Source organism: Cupriavidus sp. USMAHM13 (genome assembly GCF_001854285.1).
Classification (GTDB): Bacteria; Pseudomonadota; Gammaproteobacteria; order Burkholderiales; family Burkholderiaceae; genus Cupriavidus; species Cupriavidus malaysiensis.
Genome location: NZ_CP017752.1, coordinates 1,468,826 through 1,493,496, shown reverse-complemented (window position 1 = coordinate 1,493,496; position 24,671 = coordinate 1,468,826). Strand labels below are relative to the sequence as shown.

The following is a 24,671-nucleotide window of genomic DNA, read 5'->3' as shown; positions in this document are numbered from 1 at the left end:
CGTCCCGCGCGGGTCGGCACGGGCCGTGACGGGCCACGCAGCCGGGTCGGCGGATGGACCGTGTGCTCCGTAACCAAGATGCGTGATATGTGCGATGCAGCAGCAAGAGCCGACGGATCGCGGGCCAGCCCGTCCCGTGCCGGCTTCCAGGCATTCCTTCCCCCTGGCGCCCGGGCGGCCGCCGGCAGGCTGGCCGGCGCCGGCCTGCTGGTGCTGCCGGTGCTGCTGTCCGGCTGCAGCCAGCTGGAACTGATGAACCCCAAGGGCGCCGTCGGCGAGCAGGAGAAAGGGCTGATCCTGGTCGCCCTGTTCCTGATGCTGCTGGTGGTGGTGCCGGTGATCGTGCTGACGCTGTACTTCGGCTGGCGTTACCGCGAAACCAACACCCAGGCGACCTACGCGCCGAAATGGTCACATTCGACCCCGATCGAGATCGTGGTCTGGAGCATCCCCTGCGTGATCGTCGCGGTGCTTGCCGTGCTGATCTGGAAGACCACCCACGAGCTTGATCCATACAAGCCGATTGCCTCCCAGACAAAGCCGGTGCGGGTCGACGTGATCGCCCTGAACTGGAAGTGGCTGTTCATCTACCCCGACTACGGCGTGGCCTCGGTCAACCGGCTGCAGATCCCGGTCGACACCCCGGTCGAATTCCGCCTGACCGCCGAGTCGCTGATGAACTCCTTCTTCATTCCCCAGCTCGGCAGCATGGTGTACGCGATGGCCGGCATGCAGACCCGCCTGCACCTGGTCGCCAACCACACCGGCACCTACCACGGCCTGTCGGCCGCCTACAGCGGCGAAGGCTTCTCCGACATGCGCTTCGACGCCATCGCCAGTTCCCGCGCCGAGTTCGACGCCTGGGTGGCGCAGGCGCGCCGCTCGCCGCTCAAGCTGGACCCCGCCAGCTACCGCGAACTCGAGCAGCCCAGCACCAGACACCCGGTCACCGTCTACGCCAACGCCACCCCCGCCCTGTTCGAAGGTGTGGTCAACCGCTTCATGCGCGGACCGTCGGGTGAGGACATCTGCCGCAACGATGTCCGTGACACCCCCTTCGCGCGCGTGATCGCGCAACGCAACGGGAACCAGGCCGCAGAAGAACAGTAATCATGCTCGGAAAACTCAATCTCGACGCCATCCCCACCCACGAGCCCATCATCATGGGCACGCTGGCGGCCGTGGCCATCCTCGGCGCCGCGATGCTGGCCGCCATCACCCGCTACGGCAAGTGGACCTACCTGTGGAAGGAGTGGATCACCTCGGTCGACCACAAGAAGATCGGCGTGATGTACATCCTGCTGGCGCTGGTGATGCTGCTGCGCGGCTTCGCCGACGCCATCATGATGCGCACCCAGCAGGCCATCGCCGCCGGCGGCGAAGCCGGCTACCTGCCGCCGCACCACTACGACCAGATCTTCACCGCGCACGGCGTGATCATGATCTTCTTCGTGGCGACGCCGCTGATCGTCGGCCTGATGAACGTGATCGTGCCGCTGCAGATCGGCGCGCGCGACGTGGCCTACCCCTTCGTCAACTCGCTGAGCTTCTGGCTGTCGGCGGTGGGCGCGGTGCTGGTCATGCTGTCGATGTTCGTCGGCGACTTCGCCGCCACCGGCTGGGTCGCCTATCCGCCGCTGTCCGGCCTGGGCTACAGCCCGACGGTGGGGGTGGACTACTACATCTGGTCCTTGCAGATATCGGGGCTGGGCACCACGCTGACCGGCATCAACTTCATCGTCACCATCCTGCGCATGCGCGCGCCGGGCATGAACCTGATGAAGATGCCGGTGTTCACCTGGACCGCGCTGATCACCAACATCCTGATCGTCGCCGTGTTCCCGGTGCTGACCGCCACGCTGGCGCTGCTGTCTGCCGACCGCTACCTCGGCATGCACTTCTTCACCAACGAGCTGGGCGGCAACGCCATGATGTACATCAACCTGATCTGGGTGTGGGGCCACCCCGAGGTGTACATCCTGATCCTGCCCGCCTTCGGCGCCTTCTCCGAGATCATCGCCACCTTCTCGCGCAAGCCGCTGTTCGGCTACAAGTCGATGGTCTACGCCACCTCGTCGATCGGCATCCTGTCGTTCTTCGTCTGGCTGCACCACTTCTTCACCATGGGTTCGGGCGCCAACGTCAATGCCTTCTTCGGCATCATGACCTCGATCATCTCGATCCCGACCGGCGTCAAGCTGTTCAACTGGCTGTTCACCATGTACCGCGGCCGCATCCGCTACCACTCGGCCACGCTGTGGACGATCGGCTTCATGGTCACCTTCGCCATCGGCGGCATGACCGGCGTGCTGCTGGCGGTGCCGGGCGCCGACTTCGTGCTGCACAACAGCCTGTTCCTGGTGGCCCACTTCCACAACGTGATCATCGGCGGCGTGCTGTTCGGCTGCCTGGCGGGCATCAGCTTCTGGTTCCCCAAGGTGTTCGGCTTCACGCTGGACGAGTTCTGGGGCAAGGTGGCCTTCTGGTGCTGGCTGGTCGGCTTCTACCTGGCCTTCATGCCGCTCTATGTGCTCGGCTTCAAGGGCATGACCCGGCGCATGAACCACTATGACGTGCCGGGCTGGCAGCCGTGGCTGATCGTCGCGCTGGTCGGCGCGGTCATCATCGCCCTGGGCATCCTCGCCATCGCCGTGCAGTTCTACGTCAGCATCCGCCGCCGCGACGCCAACCGCGACCTGACCGGCGATCCCTGGGACGGCCGCAGCCTGGAATGGTCCACGTCCTCGCCCGCGCCCTTCTACAACTTCGCCCACGTGCCGCAGATCACCTCGCTGGAGCAGCACTGGGACGACAAGGAAGCCGGCCGCGCCTACCAGCAGCCGGCCCGCTACGAGGACATCCACATGCCGCGCAACACCGGCGCGGGCGTGATCATCTCGGGCTTCGGCCTGGTGCTGTGCTTCGCCCTGGTCTGGCATATGTGGGTGGTGGCAGCGATCGGCCTGGTCGGCGTGATCGCCACCTTCATCGCCCGCACCTATGACAGGGATGTCGACTACTACGTGCCGGCGTCGGAAGTCGCCCGCATCGAGAACGCGCGCTTCGCGCAACTGCGCGAGGCCGCCTGAGCCATGACCACCGTACTCGTTCACCAACAACCCGGCCACGCCCACGGCCACCAAGCTCACCAGGCTCACCACGCTCACCACGGGCATGACGACGGCTCCCGCACCACGCTGGGGTTCTGGATCTACCTGATGAGCGACTGCCTGATCTTCGCCTGCCTGTTCGCCACCTTCGCGGTGCTGGCCAACAGCACCGCCGGCGGCCCGACCGGGCGCAACCTGTTCGAGCTGCCCTTCGTGCTCGGCGAGACCATGCTGCTGCTCGCCAGCAGTTTCACCTTCGGCATGGCCATGCTGGGCATGCAGGGCGCCCGCCCCGGCCGCGTCAACGCCTGGCTGGGCCTTACCTTCGTGCTCGGCGCGGCCTTCATCGCCATGGAGGTCTACGAGTTCGCCGAGCTGATCCACCAGGGCGCCGGCCCGCAGACCAGCGCCTTCCTGTCGGCCTACTTCGGCCTGGTCGGCACCCACGGCCTGCACGTCAGCGTCGGCCTGCTGTGGCTGCTGGTGATGATGCACCACGTGCGCCGCTTCGGCCTGGACGCGCCGACGCGCCGCCGCCTGGCCTGCCTCAGCCTGTTCTGGCACTTCCTGGACCTGATCTGGATCTGCGTGTTCACCTTCGTCTACCTGCGCGAGTTCGTATGAAGCCCACCTCCCTGCATGCCCACCACGGCGCCCACCATGCCGGCCATGACGGCCATGCCGGCGGCGACCATGGCAGCCTGAAAAGTTATGTGATCGGACTGGCGCTGTCGCTGCTGCTGACGCTGGCCTCGTTCGGCGCGGTGATGACCGGCCTGGTGCCGCGCGGCATGGCGCTGCCCGCCATCGTGCTGCTGTGCGTGGCGCAGCTGGTGGTGCAACTGGTGTACTTCCTGCACATCGGCACGGCGCCCTCGCAGCGCGAGAACGCCGGCATCTTCCTCTGCTCGGCCGGGCTGATCGCCATCATCGTGGCCGGCTCGCTGTGGGTGATGCACAACGCCAACACCAATATGATGCCGACCACCATGTCGGTGGAAAGCGCCAAGGCACGAGAGTAGTCCGCCATGCGGGCGGCATCGGCCGCCCCGGCAGAAGGGGGCCCCATGAACCAGGACGAAGGCGAACACACCATGGCCGGCGGCGCGGACGGCGCCCGCCTCGGCATCGAGAGCGTCGACCGCAACGGCCAGCAGTGGTACCGGCTCACGCTGGACGGCAGCGGCGCCGCGGCGGGCACGCCGGCCGGCGTCGCGGTCGGCCCGGCCTTCCGCGCCGAAGAGCTCGGCGACGCCATCGCCGCCGTGCTGTCCGCCTACCTGGCCATGCGCGACCGCCGCGCGCCGGGCCATGAGCGCCTGGCCGACACCCTGCGCCGGGTCGGGCCCGAACCCTTCCGCGCCGCCGCCGCAGCGGCCGCCACCGCCGCCGCCGCCGCGGCCGATGCGGTGCGCGCGCGCCGGGCCCCTTCCCGTCCGGCCGAGGCCGCCGCGGCCGCCGGCGTGCCGGCGCAAGCCATGAGCGCGCTGCCGGCCTGCTGCGCCTAGCCGCCGGGGCCGGCGGCCACGCCCGGCTTCAGCGCGCCACCCACTCGGGCGCCGACGACCCCAGCGTTCCTGCCGGCAACTCCCAGCGCATCGGCGTGCCGGCCACCGTCACCGGCATGCGCAGGCGCTGTGCCGGCCCCCAGCTGGTGTGCTCGATGGCCGCATCGAGATCGTCCGCGCCTTCCGCCGCCAGCGTGCCGGGGCGTCCCGGCAACGGCGCGCCCGGCGCCGCCGGATGGGCCAGCAGCAGGCCGGCCGTGCGCGCCAGCGAAGCGCGCGCGCTGCCGCCCTCCCCCGTCGCCAGCCGCCGCGTCAGGCCACGCAGCGCCGCCGCCGCCAGCAGATAGCCGGTGGCATGGTCCAGGGCCTGCCCGGGCAAGGGCACCGGGCGCGCGCTGCCGGTCACGCGCATGCCCGCCTCGGCGATCCCGCTGCTCATCTGCACCAGGCTGTCGAAGCCGCGCCGGCCCTGCCAGGGGCCGCTCCAGCCATAGGCATCGAGCGAAACGTCGACCAGCGCCGGATTGAGCTCGCGCCGGCGCGCCGCATCCAGTCCGAGGCGCGCCAGCGCATCCGGGCGATAGCCATGCACCAGCACATCGGCCCCGCGCAGCAACTGCTCCAGGCACGCGCGATCGCCGGCCTGCTTGAGGTCCAGGCGCGCGCGGCGCTTGCCCACCACCACTTCCGGCACCGTGCCCGGTTCCTCCCAGCCCGGCGGATCGATGCGCAGCACCTCGGCGCCGAAACCGGCCAGCCAGCGCGTGGCCACCGGACCGGCCAGGATGCGGGTCAGGTCCAGCACGCGGATGCCGCGCAGCGGACGCTCGGGCGCCAGCGCCCAGCCCGGCCGGGCCACCGCGCCGGCGGCCTCGCGGTGCAGCAGCGGCTCGGCCGCCACCGCCCTGCCCTGCGGGTGCGCCGTCCAGGCGGCGGCCGAACGCATCGCCGCCGCGCAACCGCCGCGCCCGACCACCGCCGCCTCCAGCTCGTCGACACGCCAGCGCGCCACCGCGCGCGCCACCGCCTCGCGCTCGACCGGCGCCTCCAGCACCGCCAGCGCGGCGTCGCGGTGATGCGGCGCGTTGGTGTGCAGGCGGATCCAGCCATCGGCGGCCTGGTAGTCGCCGGCCACCGGGTCCCACTGCGGCGGCAGCGCCCAGCCCTGCGGCCGCAGCGAGGTCAGGAACCAGAAGGAAGCCAGGCGCCGGTCGACAGCCACGTCGGGCCAGCGGCCCGAGGTCGAAGCGACCAGCTCGGCCAACGCCAGGCTGGCCGCGCCGACAGCGCCGGCGGCGAAATCGGTGAAGGCGAAGGCCGAAGGCGCGGCACCGGTGCCGGTGAACCGCAGCCTGGCCAGGTCGGCTTCGCTGCCGCCCGTGGCCAGCCAGAAGTCGCGCAGTACGCGCTCGGCGACGGACGCGCCGGTGGCGGCAGGCGTGGCGGTGGTGGTGGAAGGAGAGGAGGAAGGAGAGGAGCCGGCAAGGCTCGCGGAGGCTTCGTCGCGCATGATCGACCTCGGGTGTGGGAGAGACTGGATGGTTCGGACGGCTTGCGTTCGATGCGAAGCTTAGTCCCGCCAGCCGGCCAGTCAATCTTGATCCTTGCGATCAATGTATCGGCCGCCGCGCCTCCGGATACTCGAGCTGGAGCGCGACGAAGCCCGCCGTGGCATCGTCGTAGCGGGCGGCGATGCCGCGCAGCGCCGCAGCGAGCGCGGGCACGGCGGGCAGCCCCGCGCCGGCATCGGGCAGCGGCGCCGGCAGTGCGGCGCCGTGGCGCTCGGGCAGGAACACCAGTCCGCTGCGCAGGCGCACGCCGGCCGGCGATGGCGCGGTCGCCACGACCTGCGTGCGGTAGGTGCGCGCATAGGCGTCGGCCACCAGGGCGAGCGCGACATCGTCGGCGCCCGGGCGCAGGGCCGCGCCCAATGTCTCATGCCGCCAGAACGCCAGCCAGTTGCGCGCCGCCGTGTACAGGTCCCGCACGCCGAGCTGGAATGGCGCGGCGTCATAGGCATCATCCCAGCCGCCGGCACCGAGACGGCGTGCCACCTCGATGGCGCGCGCGCGGCCGCCGATGGCTTCGACCAGTGCCAGCGAGACCGGCACCGAGGCGCTGACGCCGGTGGTGGTGACGACCGGGCCGTCGACCGCATAGCGCCGGTCCTGCACCCACCGCGTGCGGGGAAACTGCCGCGCCAGCGCGCTGCGCGAATACCAGTGGCCGGTGGCGCGGCGGCCGTCCAGCACGCCGGCGCGGGCCAGCACCCAGGCGCCGTCGCAGATGCCGATCACGGTCGCGCCCTTGGCGCGCTGCTGCCGCACCCAGTCCAGCAGCGCGGGATCGTCGTCCTCGTGCACGGCCGGCACGACCACGTAGTCGGCGCCCTCCGGGAAGCGCGCGTCGAATGCCGCCAGCGACGCATCGGGCACCACCGAGAACGCCGGAAAGAGCCGCACCGGTCCCGGCCCGGTGCCCAGCGCGAGGACCTCGGCCACGTCGGCCAGCTTGAGCACACCGTAGGGCACGACGTAGTCGGTCAGTTCGGTGAAGGTATTGTGGCCGACCACGGCGACGACCGGCCGTGCCCGTCCCGGACGCGCCGGCGCGGGGGTGATGCGCGCGCTGGCCGGGCCGGGCGCGGCGGCTGGCGCTTGGACGGGCGCTTGGACGGGCGCCATGTCCCGGGCGGACGCCGCGTCCTGCGCCGCGCCGCCAGCGGCGCAGGCCAGCAGCGCGGCGCCGCAGGCCAGTCCTCGCAGCCGCCGACGCGCGATCCTGACGCAGGCGCTCGCGACAAGCGCGCTCATGACAAACCCGGTCATGACGAGCGTGCTCACGACAAACGCGCCACGGCCGCGTCGAGCGCCGCCACCGCGCGCGCGATGGTGGCGGCATCGGCCTGCTCCGGCCGGCCGCAGTCGAACGGCGGCGCCGGCGCGTACTCGAGCATCAGGGTGATCGCTCGGGCCTGGTCGCGCCCGTGCGTCAGCGCGGCGAGTTCCAGCGCGAAGTCGATGCCGGCCGTCACACCGCCGCCGCTCACGCGGTTGCGGTCGCGCACGATGCGCGCCGCGTCGGGGACGGCGCCGAAGCGCGCCAGGTGCTCGCGGTAGTTCCAGTGGCAGGCGGCGCGATAGCCTTGCAGCAAACCCGCCGCGCCGAGCAGCAGCGAGCCGGAGCAGACGCTGGTGACCCAGGCGGCCCGCTCGCCCTGGCGGCGCAGCCAGGCCAGCGTCGGCACGTCGCGCAGGGCCGCCAGCGTGCCGGGGCCACCGGGCACGCACAGGATGTCGAGCGGCGGGCAGGTGTCGAAGTCGGTGGTGGGCGTCAGCGCGATGCCACCGTCGCAGGGCACGCTGGCGCGCGCCTTGGCGACCAGGTGGAGGGTGGCGCCGGGCAGGTGGGAGAAGACCTGCGCGGGACCGGTCAGGTCGAGTTGCGTCAGGTGGGGGTAGAGAAGGAAGCCGATCGACAGCGGTGCGTGCATGGCGGGTCCCGGAAGGCTGCGCGGTGGCGCGGGGTAGTGGAAGGTACGGAAGGCGGCGCGGCTTCGATGCAGCGCCGCCAGGGCGAGTATCTTGACGCGCGGGTCTGGCGGCAATGACAATGATTTGTCGATTCCTGCCAACCAGCGGCGTAGCGCAATGCAATGCACAGCAGCGCGCCGGCCGCCCGCTCCCGCATGCCACCGAAATCGCCGAAGCCAGCCACCAAGCCCGCCACCGCGCCGGCGCCCCTGCGCCAGGTGGCACTGGTCGCCTTCCCCGAGTTCCAGATGCTGGACATCGCCGGCCCGGCCGACGTGTTCGCCATGGCCAACGCCTTCCACGTGGAACCGGCCTATCGCGTCACGGTGGTCTCGGCGGCCGGCGGGCCGCTGGCGGCCTCCAACGGCATCGCGCTGCATACCGAGCCGGTCGCGTCCCTGCCGGCGCGCCGCGTCGACACCTGCCTGGTCGCCGGCGGCGAGCGCGATGGCCTGGTGGCGAGCGTGGCCGACCACGCGCTGGCCGACTGGGTGCGCCAGGCCAGCCGGCACGCGCGCCGCTACGGCTCGGTCTGCACCGGGGCCTTCGCGCTGGCGCACTGGGGCCTGCTCGACGCCCACCGCGCCACCACGCACTGGGCCTCGGCCCACCTGCTGCAGCGCTACTACGGCGGCGTCGACGTGCAGGCCGAGGCGCTCTACGTGCAGGACGGCAAGGTGTGGACCTCGGGAGGGGTGACCTCGGGCATCGATATGTGCCTGTCGATGGTCGAGCAGGACCTGGGGCGCTGGGTGGCGGCACGCGTGGCCAAGCAACTGATCCTGGCGGTGCGCCGCATGGGCAACCAGTCGCAGTATTCGCTCGCGCTGGAAGCGCAGTCGGGACAGTACGCGGAGCTGGTGGACTGGCTGCGCGCCCGCCTGGACCAGCCCATCGACGTGGAGGCGATGGCGGAGCGGGCCGGCGAGGCGCCGCGCAGCTTCCACCGCCGCTTCCTCAAGGCCACCGGCATGACGCCGCACGCCTTCCTCGAAACGCTGCGCCTGCAGGCCGCGCGCGCCCGGCTGGAAGCGGGCGAGTCGGTCAAGGCCGCGGCGCGGGCCGCGGGCTTCGGCTCGGAAGCCCACCTGGCCAAGGCCTTCCGGCGCCGCTTCGCGTTGACGCCATCGCAGTACCGGGCGCAGTTCGGCGCCCGGGCCGGCTAGCCGCCTGGCCGGCCAGCCGGCCGAGAGATCGGGGAGCCGGGGCGCCGCGCGCCCGGCGGCGGCGCTCAGTCGAGCGAGATGCGGCCCGCCTTGATGATCTCCGCATAGCGTGCGCCATCGCGCTCGATCAGCTTCTGGAACTCCGCCGGCGTGCTGCCCACCGCCACATAGCCCAGGTCTTCCAGGCGCTTCTGCACCTCGGGCTGGCGCACCACCTCGGCGATGGTGCGTGACATGCGGTCGACCACCGCCTGCGGCGTGCCCGCCGGCGCCAGCAGGCCGGTCCAGGAGCTCATCACGAAGCCCGGGAAGCCGGCCTCTTCCATGGTCGGCACGTCGGGCGCCGCCGCCAGGCGCTTGGCCGAGGCCACCGCCAGCACGTTGATCTTGCCGGCGCGAGCCTGCGGCATCGGCACCAGCAGCGGATCGAACACCATCGACACCTGGCCCGACATCAGGTCGGTCAGGATCGGCGCGCTGCCGTTGTAGGGAATGTGGGTCATCTCCAGCTTGCTGACCATGGCGAAGCGGGTGCCCACCAGGTGCGCGCTGGAGCCGGTGCCGCTGGAGGCGAAATTCAGCTTGCCGGGATTGCGCCTGCCGTACTCGACCAGCTCGGCCACGCTGCGCGCGGGGATCTGCTTGGCGCTGAACAGGAACAGCGGCAGGTCGGCCATGTGGCTGACGGGCTTCAGGTCGGCGGGCTTGTAGGGCAGCGACTTGTACAGGCTGGGATTGGCCGAGTACGCCGCCAGCACTGCCAGGAAGGTGTAGCCGTCGCCCTTGGCGCGGGCGGCCACCGTGGTGCCCACGGTGCTGTTGGCGCCGGGCCGGTTCTCGACGATGATGGTCTGCTTGAGACGCTCGCCGACCTTCTCGAAAACCACGCGCGCGACCGTATCGGTCGAGCCGCCGGGGGTGTAGGGCACGATCACGCGGATGGGCTTGCTGGGCCAGGCGTCCTCGGCCGCGCCGGCGGCGGGCGCGGCGGCGCCCAGGCCCAGCAGGGCGGCGCACACGCCGGCAAGGCGGGTCAGGTGGGTGAGGCGGGTGCTGGCAGCCGGCAGGCGGCCGGCAAACGGTTGGGGTACTGCCATGGTGCTCCTCTTGTCGTTCTGATGTCGCTCTGGTTAGCCGCGTGCCGGGGCCACGCCGGTGCGGTCTCCGCGCACGCTGCCTAACCATGCCATGCCTTGACGGAAAGTAGGGACATTGGGACAAGAACGGCTGGTTTTTTTGTGCGGTCACCGGCAGGCGGCATGCCTTCCGTCAGCCCCAAATAATTGCGAATCATTCTCATTCGTAATAGAATCGCGACTTCCGCGATACCTGCGCAACACGCAACACAAGGCACGGCGCAACGCACGGCACGACACAGCCGACCCTGCCCGCCCGGCGTTGCGCAGCCACGGGGCCGCGGCGCCATCGCTTTCCACCTCCTCGCTCGCATGCAAGCCACCGGCACCCCCGGCACCCCAGGCACCGCCAGCGGTGCCGCCGAGCCTTCCCTTCACCAGGAGATCCGCGCGCTGTACCGCGACCACCACGGCTGGCTCAAGCACTGGCTGCGACAGCGCCTGGGCAGCGCCGGCGATGCCGCCGACCTCGCGCACGACACCTTCCTGCGCCTGCTCGCGCGCGACGCGGCCATCGTGGCGCGCGAGCCGCGCGCGCTGCTGGCCACGGTGGCACGCGGCCTGGTGGCCAATTTCTACCGGCGCCGCCAGATCGAGATGGCCTACCTCGAAGCCCTGGCAGCGCAGCCGGAAGCCACCGCGCCCGATCCCGAGGCGCGCGCGCTGGCGCTGGATGCGCTGGTCGAGATCGACCGCCGCCTCGACGCCCTGGCGCCCGCGGTGCGGCGCGCCTTCCTGCTGTCCCAGCTCGACGGCCTGGGGCAGGCGGAGATCGCCGCGCAACTGGGGGTCTCGCTGGCCACCGTGCAGCGCTACCTGGTCAAGGCGCTGCACCAGTGCTGCTTCGCGCCCTGAGCCCGCGTCCGCCCGATCGCAACCGCTTCCACCAGATCCTCGCCAGTCCCCCCGCCGCCATGTCCGCCGACACCGCCCCGAAACCCGCTGCATCCTGGCCCGCCGCCCCCGAGCCCCCGATCGATGAGGCCGTCACCCTGCGCGCCACCGAATGGATGGTGCAGCTCATGGCGGCCGCCGGCGACGCGCGAAGCGAGGCGGAATGCGAGGCGCAATGCCGGTGCTGGCGTGCCGCCCATGCCGACCACGAACGCGCCTGGCAGCACCTGTGCGCGGTCGGCGCGGCGCTGCGCGGCCTGCCGGCGCCGGTGGCCCATGCGGTGCTGGCGCGCCCGGCACGGCGCACCGGCGCTCCGGGCGGTCCGGGTGCTACGGGCGGCCGGCGCGGTGCACTGGCCTTGCTGCTGGCCGGCGGCGCCGTCGCCATCGGCTGGCAGTTCGAGCGCGCTGGCGGCTGGCCGGGCTTGCGCGCCGACTACCGCGCGGGCGTCGGCCAGCGCCGCCGCATCGCACTGGTGGACGGCACCGTGGTCGACCTGAATACCGACAGCGCGATCGCGCTGCGCTACGGCCCGGCCGAGCGCGTGGTGGTACTGCTGGCCGGCGAGATCGCCGTCGCCACCGCGCCCGACCCGGACCGTGCCGGCGCCGCCCGCCCCTTCCTGGTGGAGACCGGGCACGGCCGCCTGCGCGCGCTCGGCACGCGCTTCACCGTGCGCCTGCTGCCGCGGCACGGCGAGGTCGGCGTGCAGCAGGGCGCGGTCGAGATCCAGCCCGCCGGCGGCGGCCCCACGCGGACCCTGCAGGCCGGCGAGCGCACCACCTTCACGCGCGCCGGAGCCGCCCCGCCGACCCCGGCCAGCCCAACCGACACGGCCTGGACGGCCGGCATGCTGGCGGTGCACGACATGCGCCTGGAGCGCTTCCTGGCCGAGCTGTCGCGCTACCGCCACGGCCGCCTGGGCTGCCGCGCGGACGTCGCCGACCTGCGCCTGTCGGGCATCTTCCCGCTGGCCGATACCGAGGCCGTGCTCGAGACCCTGCCGCACCTGCTGCCGGTGGCGGTGCATCGCTTCACGCGCTACTGGGTCGACGTGCGCCGGCGCCCGGACTGACGCGCCCGCGGGCGCCACAACAAAAAATAATCTGCAGGACCTGAGGTCTTTTTCCGTTTCGCGTGGCCTGGCAGGAGAAGGCCGCATCGCGGCTGCTCGCGAAAGGAAACCCTCCGATGTACAAGACCTCCTCCCGTCCGCCCCGTTCTGGCCTGCATGCCGCCGCCCTGCGCGCGCTGGCCCTGGCCGGCGCCGGCGCGGCCGCCATGGTGCCGCCGCCGGCTGCGGCCCAAACCACCGCCGCCGCCACCGCCGCCGCCACAGACGCCACCGCCACCCGCCGCGGCTATGCCATCCCGGCCGGCCCGCTGCAGGACGCGCTGACCCGCTTCGGCATCGAGGCCGGCGTGCTCGTCTCCTACGAGGCGGCCGAGGTCGGCGGCCGCCGCAGCGCCGGGCTGCAAGGCAGCTACGGCGCCGCCGACGGCCTGGCCACGCTGCTGCGCGGCACCGGGCTCGCGGCCCAGGCCGTCCCCAACGGCTTCCTCGTCCGCCCCGTTCCGCCCGCCGCCGCCGACGGCGCGACGCTGCCGACGGTCACGGTCAGCGCCACCCGCCACGATGCCGAAGCCCTGCCCCTGCCCTACGCCGGCGGCCAGGTCGCGCGCGGCGCGCGCCTCGGCATGCTGGGCAACACCGACCTGATGGACGCGCCCTTCAGCGGTGCCGCCTACACGGCCGCCACCATCGAGGACCAGCAGGCCAGGACCGTGGCCGACGTGCTGGCCAACGATCCGACCGTGCGCTTCACCACCACTGCCGGGCATATCTACGAGAACTACACGGTGCGCGGTTTCGACATCACCTCCAGCGAGCTGGCGCTCAACGGCATGTACGGCCTGGCGCCCTCCGGCCACGCACCGACCGAGTTCATCGAGCGTGTCGAACTGCTGCGCGGCCCCACCGCCCTGCTGACCGGCATGGCGCCCGGTGGCGCCGTCGGCGGCGTCATCAACCTGGTGCCCAAGCGCGCCGGGGCCGACCCGCTGACGCGCCTGTCCACGACCTACCGGTCCTCGGCCAACTTCGGCGGCAGCCTCGACGTGAGCCGGCGCTTCGGCCCCGACAAGGCCTTCGGCATGCGCTTCAACGGTGCCGCCGACGATGGCCGCACCGGCATCGACGGCCAGTCCAAGCAGCGGCTGCTCGGCGCCCTCGCGCTCGACTACGCCGGCGAGCGCCTGCGCCTGTCGCTGGACGCTTATGCCAACCGCGAGCGGGTCAGCAACGGCAGCGCGTGGATGGCCTCCTTCACCGGCCCGGTGATCCCCACCGCGCCCAAGGCCGGCACCAACATCCTGCGCGGCACGCACGGCGAGATCGACAACATGGCCGTGGTCGGCCGCGGCGAGTTCGACCTCAGCGACGACTGGACCGTCTACGGCGGCGTCGGCACGCTCAGCCACCGCTACGCGGGCTTCCTCAACGGCACGCGCGCCAACGGCGTCAAGCCCTCGGGCGACTACACCGGCTACACCTACAACCAGCGCGGCTTCACCGACACGCTGTCGGCCGAGGCCGGCGTGCGCGGCACCGCGCGCACCGGCCCGGTCGAGCACCGCCTGGTGCTCGGCTTCAGTTTCCTGAACCAGCGCACCGGCACCCTCAACAAGAGCTCGGGCGCCTATCTCTCCAACATCTACCGGCCGATCGCTCCGCCGCTGGCGGCCGACCCCGGCAGCGCGCCGAAGACCTCGGACAGCACGCTGACCAGCTTCGCGCTGGCCGACACGCTGGCCTTCGCCCGGGACACGGTGCAGCTCACGCTCGGCCTGCGCCAGCAGCGCGTGCAGGCCGACACCTTCGCCGCCGCCACCGGCGCGCGTACCGCCAGCTACGACGAAAGCGCGGTGACGCCCGCGCTCGGGCTGGTGCTCAAGCCATGGGGGCCGGGCCTGTCGCTGTTCGCCAACTACATCGAAGGGCTGAGCCAGGGCGACACCGTCACCGACACCGCCGCGCGCAACTTCGGCCAGATGTTCGCGCCCTACAAGACCCGGCAGATGGAGGCCGGCGTCAAGTGGGACAGCGGCCGGCTGACGCAGACCCTGAGCGTGTACCAGATCACGCGGCCCAGCCTGGTCCAGGACCTGGCGACCCGCACCTACCACCCGGACGGCGAGCGCCGCCACCGCGGCATCGAATGGAATGTGTTCGGCGAAGCGGCGCGCGGCGTGCGCGTGCTCGGCGGCGTGGCCTACACGCGCGCCGTGCTGACCCGCACCGCCAACGGCGCCTACGACGGCAATACCGCCTTTGGCACGCCGCAATGGGCCGCCAACCTCGGCACCGAATGGGACCTGCCCTGGCTGCCCGGGCTGACGCTCTCGGGCCGCGCCACCTACACCGGCACGCAGTACGTCAATACCGCCAACACGCAGAAGATCCCCGCCTGGTGGCGCTTCGACGCCGGCGCGCGCTACATCACGCGCATCGCCGGCAAGCGCGTCGGCTTCTACGCCAACGTCGACAACCTGTTCAACGAGAGCTACTGGGCCGGTTCCTTCAACGATGGCTACGTGACCATGAACGCACCGCGCACGGTCCGGCTGACGACCACGGTGGACTTCTGATGCGGCGGCTCTCCCGTCTGCGCGCCCATGCCGCCCATGCCGCCCATGCCGTCAGCGCCGCCATGCTGCTGGCTGCGGGCCTGCCGCCCGCCACCGCATCCACCGCCGCGACTGCTGCGACTGCCGACACCCCGGACGCCGCGCCCGCCCAGGCGAGTGCCGCCACGCCGCGCGCGCTGCCCGGCCAGCCGCTGCGCCTCGCCGCCGCTCAGCAGGCACCGGCCACCGCCACGCTCGCCCTGCAGGCCGGCGACTTCGTCGAGGGCACGCTGGACGGCCCCGCCGCCACGCTCGACCTGCTGGACGCGCAGGGCCGCCACCTGCGCCGCCTGGTCGCCGCGGATGGCCTCTCGCGCGGCTTCCTGTTCGTGGCGCCGAACGATGCCGACTACCTGCTGCGCGTGCAGCCCGCCGATCGCTCAGCCGCCGCCGCGCCCCATGTGCTGACCATCGCGCCGCCGGTGCCGCGCGCCCGGCAACGCGCGCCCGGCACGCCATTGGAGAGCCCGCGCCTGCGCCGGCTGGCCCGGGATCTCGCCGAGGGCGGCGGCAGCGAAGCGTTCTGGCACGAAATGGCGGCACGCGGCACGCCGCTGGTCGAGGCCCTGGCAGATACCGCAAGCCCCGCGCAGACGTCCGCCGGCGGCCCCGCCGAGGTCCTGGTGACCTTCCTGTGGCGCGGCGCCGCCCACGGCGTGCGGCTGCTGGGCAGCCCGGCCGGCGACCACGACCCGCTGGCCCGCCTGGGCGACAGCGATGTCTGGTACCGCAGCTACCGCGTCCCCGCCGGCACGCGCCTGAGCTACCAGCTCGCGCCGGACGTGCCGGAGCTGGACGCCCCCGCCGCGCAGCGCCGCCGCGCCATCCTCGCCACGGCCCGGCGCGACCCGCTCAATCCGCAAGCGTTTCCCGCGTTGCCCCCCGATGCCCCAGATGCCTATGCGCAGAAGTCGGTGCTGGAACTCCCGGGTGCCCCGCCCCAGCCGTGGCACGCCCGGCGGCCGGGCGTGCCGGCCGGCACCGTGCAGCGCCACCGCCTGGCGAGCCGCCTGCTCGGCGACACGCGCGAGGTCTACGTCTACCGGCCCGCCCCGGGCGCGGCGGCCGGCCAGCGGCAGGCGCCGCGCGGAGCCCGGGCGGCAGCGCTGCTGGTGCTGTTCGACGCCCACGCCTACCTGTCCGCGGTACCCACGCCAGTCATCCTCGACAACCTGGTCCACGACGGACTGCTGCCGCCCATGCCAGCGCTGATCCTGGCCAACCCGAGCGCGCAGGCTCGCGCCACCGACCTGCCGCCCAGGCCCGCCTTCGCGGATTTCCTCGCCGAGGAACTGCTGCCCTGGGCCGCCGCGCAAGGCGTGGCGGCGCCGGCCGCGCGCACCATCATTGCCGGCTCCAGCTATGGCGGGCTGGCAGCGGCCTACGCGGCACTGCGCCACCCGCAGCGCTTCGGCCTGGTGCTGAGCCAGTCTGGCTCCTTCTGGTGGGCCCCGGGAGCGGCCCCCGGCACGGGCCCGGCGGCAGGCGACGCGGCCCCCGAATGGCTGACGCGCCGCTACGCCGCCAGCCCGCGCCTGCCGCTGCGCTTCTACCTGGAGGCGGGCCGCTTCGAGGACGGGCGCGGCCCGACCGGCATCCTCACCACCACGCGCCACCTGCGCGACGTGCTGCGCGCACGCGGGTACCCGGTGCGCCATGCCGAGTTCGCCAGCGGACATGACTACCTGCAGTGGCGCGGCACCCTGGCCTGCGGGCTGATGGCGCTGGCCGGCACCGCCAAGGCGCAGCGCGAACTGGCGGGCGACGGCGAGGTGGCGCGGGCCTGTCCGATGTCGTGACACGGCCGGCCGGCGCGCGGCCACGCCGCACCGCTTCCTTGCCAGGCACTCCTTGAGTGCCTGTTTTTTTCTGGGGGAGAGCGCTGGCCCCACCCGCGGCGGGTGCTCTACCAGCCGCCTGCCGTTGCTCATCGCGCAATTCGTTTCGCCAAACGAAACGCCATTGTGCAGGCCGAAACGTAAATCTATAGTCGCCTTCCAATAGCCCGGTGCAAACGATAGCGCCGGCACGACATAGAAACGGAGACAAGCCATGCCAACCCGGTTCCCGCGCGCCGCCTCGCCACGGCGGAAGAGACCCGCCAGCCGTCCCGGCACGTCGCGGGGCTGAGCGCCCTCCCGCGCTGCCTTCGCCCCGCATCCGGACCACCGGCCCCATGGATCACGCCAGCCCGCTCGCGCCCGTGCCGTTCTCGGCAGGGCATGCCGCCCCCCGCACCGCGCTGCCCGCCGGCGCCTGCGATTGCCATGTGCATGTCTACGACGGACGCTTCGCCGCCGCGCCGGGCGCCAGGCTGCTGCCGCCCGACGCCTCGGCCGACGACTATCGCCGGCTCCAGCGCCGGCTGGGCACGCAGCGCGCGGTGCTGGTGACGCCGTCCACCTACGGCAGCGACAACCGCTGCATGCTCGCCGGCCTCGCGGCCCTGGGCACCGACCGCGCACGCGGCGTCGCCGTGATCGACGGCACGGAAAGCGACGGCGAACTGGAGGCCCTGCACGCGCGGGGCGTGCGCGGCGTACGGCTCAATCTCTCGCTGGGCGTGGTCGGGTCGGCCGAACAGGTCGAGCCGCTGGCGCAGCGTATCGCGCCGCTGGGCTGGCACCTGCAGCTGCTGATGGCGCCGGACCTGCTAGCCGCGCTCGCCCCGGTGCTGCGGCGCCTGCCGGTCGCGCTGGTGTTCGACCATTGCGGCCGCATCGCCCCCGCGCAGGCCGGACAGCACCCCGCGCACGCCCTGCTGCTCGCCCTGCTGCAGGCGGGGCGCGCGTGGATCAAGCTCTCCGGCGGCTACCTCGTGAGTGCGCGCCACAGCGTCGAAGACCCCGCGCTCGATGCCCTGGCCGCCGGCTACCTGCGCGCCGCCCCGGAGCGCGTGGTGTGGGGCAGCGACTGGCCGCATGCCACCGCCAGCGCCGGCCTGCAGCCCATGCCCGACGATGCCCGCCAGCTCGACCGCCTGGCCGACTGGACGGCGGCGGCAGGCGGCGCGGCCACGCTGCGGCGCGTGCTGAGCGACAACCCGGCCGCGCTGTACGGCTTCCCTCCCGCCCCGCCCGGGGGGGCACTGGTGCCCGGCCGTCCCGGCACGGCTGCGACGTCACCGCAGCAGCACGGAATCAGCCACGGAACAAGCCACGGAATAAGCACGGAATAAGCACGGCGATACCGCGGCGACACGACCGCGACACGACAACGACACGAGAGACGACAGATGCCCTTCCACCCTTCCCCGCTTCCCGCCCACGGCGCGACCCGCCGGCGCGTCCTGGCCACCCTCGGCGCGGCGCTGGCCGCCGGCTCCGGCCTGGCACGGGCCGCCTGGCCCGACGGCCGTGCCATCACCTGGGTGGTGCCCTATCCGCCCGGCGGCAGCACCGACGTGCTCGGCCGCAACGTGGCGCAGCGCATCGGCGCGGCGCTGGGCAGCACGGTGATCGTGGACAACAAACCCGGCGCCACCGGCACCATCGGCGCGGCCTTCGTGGCCAAGGCCGCGCCCGACGGCCATACGCTGCTGGGCACCTCGATCGGCCCGCAGGCGATCGCGCCGCACCTGCTGGGCCACCTGCCCTACGACCCGATCGCCAGCTTCGCGCCGGTGATCACCCTCGGCACCATTCCGCACCTGCTGGTGGTCGGCGCGAGCCAGCCCTTGCGCAGCGTGGCCGACCTGCTGGCGGCCGCCCGGGCCCAGCCCGGCAAGCTCGCCTTCGCCTCGGGCGGCAACGGCACCATCCTGCAGATGCAGGGCGAACTGCTGCAGCAGCAGACCGGCACGCGCTTCGTCCACGTGCCCTACAAGGGCGACACGCCGGCGCTGCAGGACACGCTGGGCGGCCAGGTGCAGTTCATGTTCGCGCCCGCCGCCGCTGCCCTGCCGCACGTGCAGGCCGGCAAGCTGCGCGCCCTCGCCGTGACCTCCGCCCAGCGCCTCGCGGCCCTGCCGGACGTGCCCACCATGGGCGAAGCGGGCCTGCACGATTTCGTGGTCGAGCAATGGCAGGCGGTGTTCGCGCCGGCCGGCACGCCGGCCGCCGTGGTGCAGCGCCTGAACCAGGAGATCGCCCAGGCGCTGCGCGACCCGGCCATCGTCGCGCTGGCCGGCCGGCTCAGCGTGACCCTGGTCGGCGGCACCCCGCAACAGCTCGGCGCGCTGCAGAAGGCGGACTCCGCCAAATGGGCCGCGGTCATCGCCAAGGGGAATATCCGCATCGATTGACGCCCCTGCCAGGCCCGGCGCGCAGCCTGCCGGTCTCCGTATGCCGTACGCAGCTTTCCGCTTTCCGTTCTCGCTTTTCACTTTTCACTTTTTGCTTTTCGCTTTCCCCTGCCCTCCATTCCTTGATCGAGTCCGCACCATGAACCAGCTTCCCGAAGTCATCCGCAACATCGAGCGCGTCAGCGCCGAGGTCGTCCAGCAAGCCGCCACCTTCCAGGCCGCCATCCTGGCCGACGTGGCCGGCCGCCGCGGCACCATGCATGCCCGCGTGGCCCCGGTGCATGCGCGCATGAAGCTCGCCGGCCCGGCCTTCACCGTCGAGGTGCGCCCCGGCGACAACCTGATGATCCATGCCGCCATCGCCCTCGCGCAGCCCGGCGACATCCTGGTGATCGACGGCAAGGGCGACCAGACCGCCGCCCTGATGGGCACGCTGATGCTCAGTGCCTGCAAGCAGCGCAAGCTCGGCGGCGTGGTGGTCGACGGCGCCATCCGCGACAAGCTGGAACTGCTGGAACTGGACTTCCCGGTGTTCAGCGCCGGCTTCAACCCGGCCGGCCCCACCAAGTTCGTGCCGGGCCGCCTCAACCATCCGATCACCGCCGGCGGCGCCACCGTGAACCCGGGCGACCTGGTGGTCGGCGACGCCGACGGCGTGGTGGTGATCGAACGCGCCAAGGCGCCCGCCATGATGGCCCTGGCCACCAAGAAGGTGGCCGACGAGGCGGCGCGCCTCGACGCCATCGGACGCGGCGACACCGCCGCCAAATGGCTGCCGGCCGCACTGCGTGCCGCCGGCGTGCTGGCCGAAGGAGAGGCGCTGTGAGCCGCCCGACCATTCTCATCACCGCCGCCGACCTGGCACCCCAGGCCCTGGCGCTGCTGGCCGGCTACGAGATCGTCTACGCCGGCAAGACGCCGACGGAGGACGATATCGTCGCCCTGTGCGGCCGCCACGACCCGGTCGCCATCATCGTGCGCTACAGCAAGGTCGGCGCCGCCGCCATGGATGCCGCGCCTTCGCTGCGGGTCATCTCCAAGCACGGCAGCGGCACCGACACCATCGACAAGGCCGCCGCCAGGGCGCGCGGCATCGAGGTGGTGGCCGCGGTGGGCGCCAACGCCGCCGCGGTGGCCGAGCAGGCCCTGGCGCTGCTGCTGGCCTGCGCCAAGTCGGTGCCGCAGCTCGATGCGCGCATGCACGCGGGCCACTGGGACAAGGCCACGCACAAGAGCGTGGAGCTGGGCGGGCGCACCATCGGCCTGGTCGGCCTGGGGGCGATCGGCCGGCGCTTCGCCGGCATGGCCGCGGCGCTGGGCATGCGCGTGATCGGCTTCGATCCCTTCGCCGGCGAGCTGCCGGACTTCGTGCAGCGCGTCGACCTCGACACGCTCTGGCGCGAAGCGGACGCGATCTCGCTGCACTGCCCCCTGACCGAGGACAACCGCGGCCTGCTCAACGCGGCCACGCTGGCCCGCTGCAAGCCCGGCGTGATCGTGGTCAATACCGCACGCGGCGGGCTGATCGACGAGGCGGCGCTACTGGCCGCCGTGCAGGACGGGCAGGTGCGCGCCGCGGGACTCGACAGCTTCGCGGTGGAGCCGATGGTGGCCGGCCATCCCTTCCAGCGCCAGCCCGGCTTCATCCTGAGTCCGCATATCGGCGGCGTGACCAGCGATGCCTATGTGAACATGGGCCTCGGCGCCGCGCGCAATGCGCTGGCCGTGCTCGAGGCGGCCGGCACGGTGGCGGCCTGAGGCAGCCCCGGCACCTGCAGCGCCTGCTGCACCTGCTGCACCCGCAGTACCAGAGACGCGCGAAGCACACGAGGCACTCGGCGTGTCCGAAGTGCTCGAAGCACTAGAAGCGCAATGAGAAGCGCAACTGGAAGCGCAACCGAAAGCGCAATATGGGCGCCGGCCGCACGGCCGGCACCCCGAAAGGAGACAACATTGATACCACGAACCTCGCCGGACGGCCCCGTCGCCGGCATCCTGCGCGCCATCGCTTCCCTGGCCTCGCTGGCCGCCCTGGCGGCGGCCATGCTGGCGCTGGGCGCCGCGCCGGCGCAGGCACAGTCCTGGCCCGAGCGGCCGATCCGCCTGGTCGTCCCCTATCCGGCCGGCGGCAACGCCGACAACACGGCCCGTCTGCTGGCCACCCAGCTGGCCGGCCGCCTGGGCCAGCCGGTGGTCGTGGACAACCGGCCGGGCGGCAGCGGCACCATCGGCGAAACGGCGGTCGCCAAGGCCCGGCCGGACGGCTACACGCTGCTGCTCGATGCCACCGCCTTCACGGTCAACCCGAGCCTGTTCCCCAGCCTGCAGTTCGACGCGGCCAAGGATTTCACGCCGATCTCGCTGGTCAACCAGGCCCCCCTGCTGCTGGTGGTGCCCGCCGCCTCGCCGTTCAAGACCCTGGCCGACGTGATCGCGGCGGCCAAGGCCCGTCCCGGCAAGCTCACCTTCGCCTCGGCCGGCAACGGCGGCGCGCAGCACCTGGCGGGCGAACTGTTTCAGCAGGCCGCGCGGATCTCGCTCACCCATGTCCCGTACCGCGGTGGAGCGCCGGCCCTGACCGACCTCATCGGCGGCCAGGTCGACCTGATGTTCAGCGCGACCACCGCCAGCGGCCCCCTCGTCAAGAGCGGCAAGCTGCGCGCCCTGGCCATCACCTCGGCCGAGCGCGGCCAGGGCTGGGCACAGGTGCCGACGATGGCCGAAGCCGGCCTGCCGCGCTTCCAGGCGCACGAATGGAACGGCCTGTTCGCGCCGGCCGGCACGCCTGGCGCGATCATCGCGCGCCTGGAGGCCGAGACGCGCGCCAGCGTCGCCAGCCCGGGCATGCGGCAGCGCTTCGCGGAACTGGGCGTGCAGGGCGTGGGCTCGAGCGCGCGCGAATTCGACGCGTTCGTCAAGGCGGAGACCGGCAAGTGGGCCGGCGTGATCCGCACCAGCGGCATCCACCTGGAATGAGGGCCCCTGCCATGGACAAGCGACATCGTGGCCACCGCGCCGGCCGCGTGCGCCGCGCCGGCCAGGCCCTGGCCGCGCTCCTGCTGGCCGTGTCCGGCGCCTGCCTGGCGCAGGCCGGCACCTATCCGGCCAGGCCGGTGCGCCTCGTGGCGGGCTTCGCCGCCGGCGGGCCGACGTGGTGGCGCGCGCCTTCGCCGACTATGCCAGCCGCGCGCTGGGCCAACCCTTCGTGGTCGACAACAAACCCGGCGCCAACACCATCGTCGCGGCCCAGGCGGTCGCCACCGCTCGCCGGCAACTGGAGACATCGACAATGAAGCGCTTTCCATCCTATCCGCGCGCCCGGCGCGCCTTGCAGGCCATGGGGACCATGCTGGCCGCGCTGGCCTGCCTCGCCCTCCCCGCGGCGCACGCGGCCTATCCCGAACGCCCGATCACCATCGTCGTGCCCTACGCGCCCGGCGGCGCCGCCGATGCCGTGGCCCGCCTGCTGGCCAACCGCATGAGCGCCAGGCTGGGCCGCAGCGTGATCGTCGACAATCGCGCGGGCGCCAGCGGCACCATCGGCGAGGCCTTCGTGGCCAAGGCACCCGCCGACGGCTACACCCTGCTGTACGATGCCACGCCGTACTCCATCAATCCGCACCTGTTCCCGAGGATGCCCTATGCGAGCCAGGCGCTGCAGCCGCTGTCGCTGGTGCTGCTGGCGCCGAACATCCTGATCGTCAAGGCCGACTCGCCGTTCAAGACCGTCGGTGACCTGGTCGCCAGAGCGAAGGCGCAGCCGGGCCAGCTCAATTTCGCCTCGGGCGGCGGCGGCACGGTGCAGCGCCTGGCGGCCGAGCTGTTCCGCCAGCGGCTCCACCTGGAGATGGTGCATGTGCCGTACAAGAGTGGCGGGCCGGCGATTTCGGACGTGATGGCCGGGCAGGTGGACTTCATGTTCAGCACCGTGGCCGCCTCCTATCCCCTGATCGCGGGCGGCAAGCTGCGCGCGCTGGCGGTATCCGCGCCGGTCCGCTCCAAGCGCCTGCCCGACGTGCCCACGGTGGCCGAGGCGGCCATTCCCGGCTACGAAGCCTACGAGTGGAACGGCATCTTCCTGCCGGCGGGAACGCCCCCCGCCATCGCCGGTACCCTGCACAAGGCCGTGGTGGACGCGCTGGAGGACGAAGACGTCAAGCGCCGCCTGGCCGACCTGGGAGCGCAGCCGGTGGGCTCCTCGCCCGCCGACTTTGCCGCCTTCCTGAAGAAGGAAGACAGCAAGTGGGCGACGGTCGTGCGCCAGGGCAATATCCATCTGGACTGAGCCACCGGGGCGCCGGTCCCTGCGACTCCTGCAACTCCTGCGCCCCTCGAGATTCCGAGATTCCGAGATTCCGAGATTCCGAGATTCCGAGATTCCGAGATTCCGAGATTCCGAGATTCCGAGATTCCGAGATTCCGAGATTCCGAGATTCCTGAGATTCCTGAGACCCCTGCCACGCCACACCCATGTTCGCCACCAGCCCCCCTCTGGATCCCGTGCCGGGCGATTCCGCCGTGCCGCACTCCGCCGGCCTCAACCGGCCGGCGCAGGCCGTGCCCGCGCTGGCCTGCGACAGCCATATGCACATCTTCGACCCGCGCTTCGCGCCGTCGCCGCACTGGCGGCGCACGCCGCCGCATGCCGACGTGGCCGCCTACCGGCGGCTGCAGGCGCGCCTCGGCACCGCGCGCGCGGTGGTGGTCACGCCGTCCACCTACGGCACCGACAATGCCTGCACGCTCGACGCGCTGGACCAGCTCGGCAGCTGCGCGCGCGGCGTGGCGGTGGTCGGCCACGAGGTGGCCGAGCACGAACTGGACCGCCTGCACGCGCGCGGCATCCGCGGCCTGCGGGTGAATTTCGTCACACCGCAGTCGTGGGGCGAGACCACGGCCGCCATGCTCACCACGCTGGCCGGCAAGGCCGCGCGGCTGGGCTGGCATATCCAGGTCTTCGTCCATCCCGAGCAACTGGTGGCGCTCGAACCCGTGCTGGCGGCGCTGCCGGTGCCGCTGGTGGTCGACCACCTGGCCCGCATCGACCCGGCCGAGGGCACCGCGGGCGCGGCCTACGCGGCGCTGCGCCGCCTGCTCGAGCGCGGCAGCACGTGGGTCAAGCTGTCGGGCGCCTACATGCGTTCGGCCGTGCACGGGCCGAGCTACGCCGACACGCTGCCGCTGGGACGGGCCCTGGTGCAGGCCGTGCCGGAACGGCTGGTATGGGGCAGCGACTGGCCCCACACCACCGAGGCCGCGGGCACGGTCAACGATGCCGACCTGATGGACCTGCTGCATGCGTGGGCCGGCTCGGCCGCCGCGCTGGAACGCATCCTGGTGGACAATCCGGCGCGCCTGTACGGATTCGAGCCCGCCGCGTGAAGCGCCAAGGA

The 24,671-nt window shown here is 72.4% G+C and carries 21 protein-coding genes; 17 read left to right on the top strand and 4 right to left on the bottom strand.

Annotation, left to right across the window (positions count from 1 at the left end; all coding sequences use genetic code 11):
- Positions 1 to 243 precede the first annotated feature (243 nt).
- Genes cyoA through BKK81_RS24980 form a run of 5 tightly spaced genes read left to right on the top strand, consistent with a single transcriptional unit; the run spans position 244 to position 4,618 of the window.
- Entirely contained in the window at positions 244 to 1,110 is an 867-nt protein-coding gene (cyoA, locus tag BKK81_RS25000) for a ubiquinol oxidase subunit II (RefSeq protein WP_418235923.1), read from the top strand.
- A gap of 2 nt (positions 1,111 to 1,112) precedes the next feature.
- The gene (gene cyoB / locus BKK81_RS24995; RefSeq protein ID WP_071018605.1) at positions 1,113 to 3,089 is read left to right on the top strand and encodes a cytochrome o ubiquinol oxidase subunit I; all 1,977 of its coding nucleotides are present in this window, start codon (positions 1,113 to 1,115) and stop codon (positions 3,087 to 3,089) included.
- A gap of 3 nt (positions 3,090 to 3,092) precedes the next feature.
- Entirely contained in the window at positions 3,093 to 3,734 is a 642-nt protein-coding gene (gene cyoC / locus BKK81_RS24990; RefSeq protein WP_071018604.1) for a cytochrome o ubiquinol oxidase subunit III, read from the top strand.
- Positions 3,731 to 4,132 (top strand): cytochrome o ubiquinol oxidase subunit IV, encoded by a 402-nt coding sequence (gene cyoD, locus BKK81_RS24985; protein ID WP_071018602.1) that lies wholly within the window; start codon positions 3,731 to 3,733, stop codon positions 4,130 to 4,132. Before cyoC ends, cyoD begins: the two co-directional genes overlap by 4 nt.
- Before the next feature lie 45 nt (positions 4,133 to 4,177).
- Positions 4,178 to 4,618 (top strand): hypothetical protein, encoded by a 441-nt coding sequence (locus BKK81_RS24980; RefSeq protein ID WP_071018600.1) that lies wholly within the window; start codon positions 4,178 to 4,180, stop codon positions 4,616 to 4,618.
- Between the two features lie 28 nt (positions 4,619 to 4,646).
- On the opposite strand, the gene BKK81_RS24975 is transcribed toward BKK81_RS24980, so the two are convergent.
- The 3 genes from BKK81_RS24975 to BKK81_RS24965 form a co-directional block, all read right to left on the bottom strand.
- On the bottom strand, positions 4,647 to 6,128 hold the full coding sequence (locus BKK81_RS24975) for a CoA transferase (protein ID WP_083384422.1): 1,482 nt from the start codon (positions 6,126 to 6,128) through the stop codon (positions 4,647 to 4,649).
- Between the two features lie 100 nt (positions 6,129 to 6,228).
- A complete protein-coding gene (locus tag BKK81_RS24970) occupies positions 6,229 to 7,461 on the bottom strand; it encodes a DJ-1/PfpI family protein (protein ID WP_231908212.1) in 1,233 nt (410 codons plus the stop codon).
- On the bottom strand, positions 7,458 to 8,231 hold the full coding sequence (locus BKK81_RS24965) for a DJ-1/PfpI family protein (RefSeq protein ID WP_231908211.1): 774 nt from the start codon (positions 8,229 to 8,231) through the stop codon (positions 7,458 to 7,460). Before BKK81_RS24965 ends, BKK81_RS24970 begins: the two co-directional genes overlap by 4 nt.
- Before the next feature lie 75 nt (positions 8,232 to 8,306).
- Here BKK81_RS24965 and BKK81_RS24960 point away from each other — a divergent pair, with 75 nt between their 5' ends.
- Entirely contained in the window at positions 8,307 to 9,317 is a 1,011-nt protein-coding gene (locus tag BKK81_RS24960; RefSeq protein WP_071022251.1) for a GlxA family transcriptional regulator, read from the top strand.
- Between the two features lie 65 nt (positions 9,318 to 9,382).
- Here BKK81_RS24960 and BKK81_RS24955 read toward each other — a convergent pair whose 3' ends face one another.
- Positions 9,383 to 10,414 (bottom strand): tripartite tricarboxylate transporter substrate binding protein, encoded by a 1,032-nt coding sequence (locus tag BKK81_RS24955; protein WP_071018598.1) that lies wholly within the window; start codon positions 10,412 to 10,414, stop codon positions 9,383 to 9,385.
- A 351-nt stretch (positions 10,415 to 10,765) separates the two neighbouring features.
- On the opposite strand from BKK81_RS24955, the gene BKK81_RS24950 reads away from it, so the two are divergent.
- The 11 genes from BKK81_RS24950 to BKK81_RS24900 all read left to right on the top strand — a co-directional run bounded on the left by BKK81_RS24950 (position 10,766) and on the right by BKK81_RS24900 (position 24,660).
- Positions 10,766 to 11,308 carry a sigma-70 family RNA polymerase sigma factor gene (locus BKK81_RS24950; RefSeq protein WP_083384421.1) on the top strand — a complete coding sequence of 181 codons (543 nt, stop codon included), beginning with the start codon at positions 10,766 to 10,768 and terminating at the stop codon, positions 11,306 to 11,308.
- Positions 11,290 to 12,423 (top strand): FecR domain-containing protein, encoded by a 1,134-nt coding sequence (locus tag BKK81_RS24945; protein ID WP_156811438.1) that lies wholly within the window; start codon positions 11,290 to 11,292, stop codon positions 12,421 to 12,423. The genes BKK81_RS24950 and BKK81_RS24945 overlap by 19 nt, the downstream gene beginning before the upstream one ends.
- 116 nt (positions 12,424 to 12,539) lie before the next feature.
- The gene (locus tag BKK81_RS24940; protein ID WP_071018596.1) at positions 12,540 to 14,996 is read left to right on the top strand and encodes a TonB-dependent receptor; all 2,457 of its coding nucleotides are present in this window, start codon (positions 12,540 to 12,542) and stop codon (positions 14,994 to 14,996) included.
- Positions 14,996 to 16,834 (top strand): enterochelin esterase domain-containing protein, encoded by a 1,839-nt coding sequence (locus BKK81_RS24935; protein ID WP_231908210.1) that lies wholly within the window; start codon positions 14,996 to 14,998, stop codon positions 16,832 to 16,834. Before BKK81_RS24940 ends, BKK81_RS24935 begins: the two co-directional genes overlap by 1 nt.
- A gap of 377 nt (positions 16,835 to 17,211) precedes the next feature.
- Positions 17,212 to 18,213 (top strand): amidohydrolase family protein, encoded by a 1,002-nt coding sequence (locus BKK81_RS24930; RefSeq protein ID WP_083384420.1) that lies wholly within the window; start codon positions 17,212 to 17,214, stop codon positions 18,211 to 18,213.
- A gap of 57 nt (positions 18,214 to 18,270) precedes the next feature.
- A complete protein-coding gene (locus BKK81_RS24925) occupies positions 18,271 to 19,278 on the top strand; it encodes a Bug family tripartite tricarboxylate transporter substrate binding protein (RefSeq protein WP_071018594.1) in 1,008 nt (335 codons plus the stop codon).
- A 139-nt stretch (positions 19,279 to 19,417) separates the two neighbouring features.
- A complete protein-coding gene (locus tag BKK81_RS24920) occupies positions 19,418 to 20,104 on the top strand; it encodes a methyltransferase (RefSeq protein WP_071018593.1) in 687 nt (228 codons plus the stop codon).
- Positions 20,101 to 21,036, top strand: coding sequence for an NAD(P)-dependent oxidoreductase (locus BKK81_RS24915; RefSeq protein WP_071018591.1), 936 nt, complete (start codon positions 20,101 to 20,103; stop codon positions 21,034 to 21,036). Before BKK81_RS24920 ends, BKK81_RS24915 begins: the two co-directional genes overlap by 4 nt.
- A gap of 285 nt (positions 21,037 to 21,321) precedes the next feature.
- On the top strand, positions 21,322 to 22,254 hold the full coding sequence (locus tag BKK81_RS24910; protein ID WP_071022241.1) for a tripartite tricarboxylate transporter substrate binding protein: 933 nt from the start codon (positions 21,322 to 21,324) through the stop codon (positions 22,252 to 22,254).
- A gap of 370 nt (positions 22,255 to 22,624) precedes the next feature.
- Complete coding sequence (locus tag BKK81_RS24905; RefSeq protein ID WP_157903435.1) at positions 22,625 to 23,563, top strand: tripartite tricarboxylate transporter substrate binding protein; 939 nt, start codon at positions 22,625 to 22,627, stop codon at positions 23,561 to 23,563.
- 185 nt (positions 23,564 to 23,748) lie between these two features.
- A complete protein-coding gene (locus BKK81_RS24900; protein ID WP_071018589.1) occupies positions 23,749 to 24,660 on the top strand; it encodes an amidohydrolase family protein in 912 nt (303 codons plus the stop codon).
- Positions 24,661 to 24,671: the final 11 nt, after the last annotated feature.

Coding starts and splice junctions, on each gene's coding strand:
- BKK81_RS24910 (WP_071022241.1), top strand. CDS start 21,322: ATGCTGGCGCTGGGCGCCGCGCCGGCGCAGGCACAGTCCTGGCCCGAG.
- BKK81_RS24930 (WP_083384420.1), top strand. CDS start 17,212: ATGGATCACGCCAGCCCGCTCGCGCCCGTGCCGTTCTCGGCAGGGCAT.
- BKK81_RS24925 (WP_071018594.1), top strand. CDS start 18,271: ATGCCCTTCCACCCTTCCCCGCTTCCCGCCCACGGCGCGACCCGCCGG.
- BKK81_RS24950 (WP_083384421.1), top strand. CDS start 10,766: ATGCAAGCCACCGGCACCCCCGGCACCCCAGGCACCGCCAGCGGTGCC.
- cyoB (WP_071018605.1), top strand. CDS start 1,113: ATGCTCGGAAAACTCAATCTCGACGCCATCCCCACCCACGAGCCCATC.
- BKK81_RS24975 (WP_083384422.1), bottom strand. CDS start 6,128: ATGCGCGACGAAGCCTCCGCGAGCCTTGCCGGCTCCTCTCCTTCCTCC.
- BKK81_RS24900 (WP_071018589.1), top strand. CDS start 23,749: ATGTTCGCCACCAGCCCCCCTCTGGATCCCGTGCCGGGCGATTCCGCC.
- BKK81_RS24940 (WP_071018596.1), top strand. CDS start 12,540: ATGTACAAGACCTCCTCCCGTCCGCCCCGTTCTGGCCTGCATGCCGCC.
- BKK81_RS24960 (WP_071022251.1), top strand. CDS start 8,307: ATGCCACCGAAATCGCCGAAGCCAGCCACCAAGCCCGCCACCGCGCCG.
- BKK81_RS24905 (WP_157903435.1), top strand. CDS start 22,625: ATGCTGGCCGCGCTGGCCTGCCTCGCCCTCCCCGCGGCGCACGCGGCC.
- cyoC (WP_071018604.1), top strand. CDS start 3,093: ATGACCACCGTACTCGTTCACCAACAACCCGGCCACGCCCACGGCCAC.
- cyoD (WP_071018602.1), top strand. CDS start 3,731: ATGAAGCCCACCTCCCTGCATGCCCACCACGGCGCCCACCATGCCGGC.
- BKK81_RS24980 (WP_071018600.1), top strand. CDS start 4,178: ATGAACCAGGACGAAGGCGAACACACCATGGCCGGCGGCGCGGACGGC.
- BKK81_RS24920 (WP_071018593.1), top strand. CDS start 19,418: ATGAACCAGCTTCCCGAAGTCATCCGCAACATCGAGCGCGTCAGCGCC.
- BKK81_RS24935 (WP_231908210.1), top strand. CDS start 14,996: ATGCGGCGGCTCTCCCGTCTGCGCGCCCATGCCGCCCATGCCGCCCAT.
- BKK81_RS24955 (WP_071018598.1), bottom strand. CDS start 10,414: ATGGCAGTACCCCAACCGTTTGCCGGCCGCCTGCCGGCTGCCAGCACC.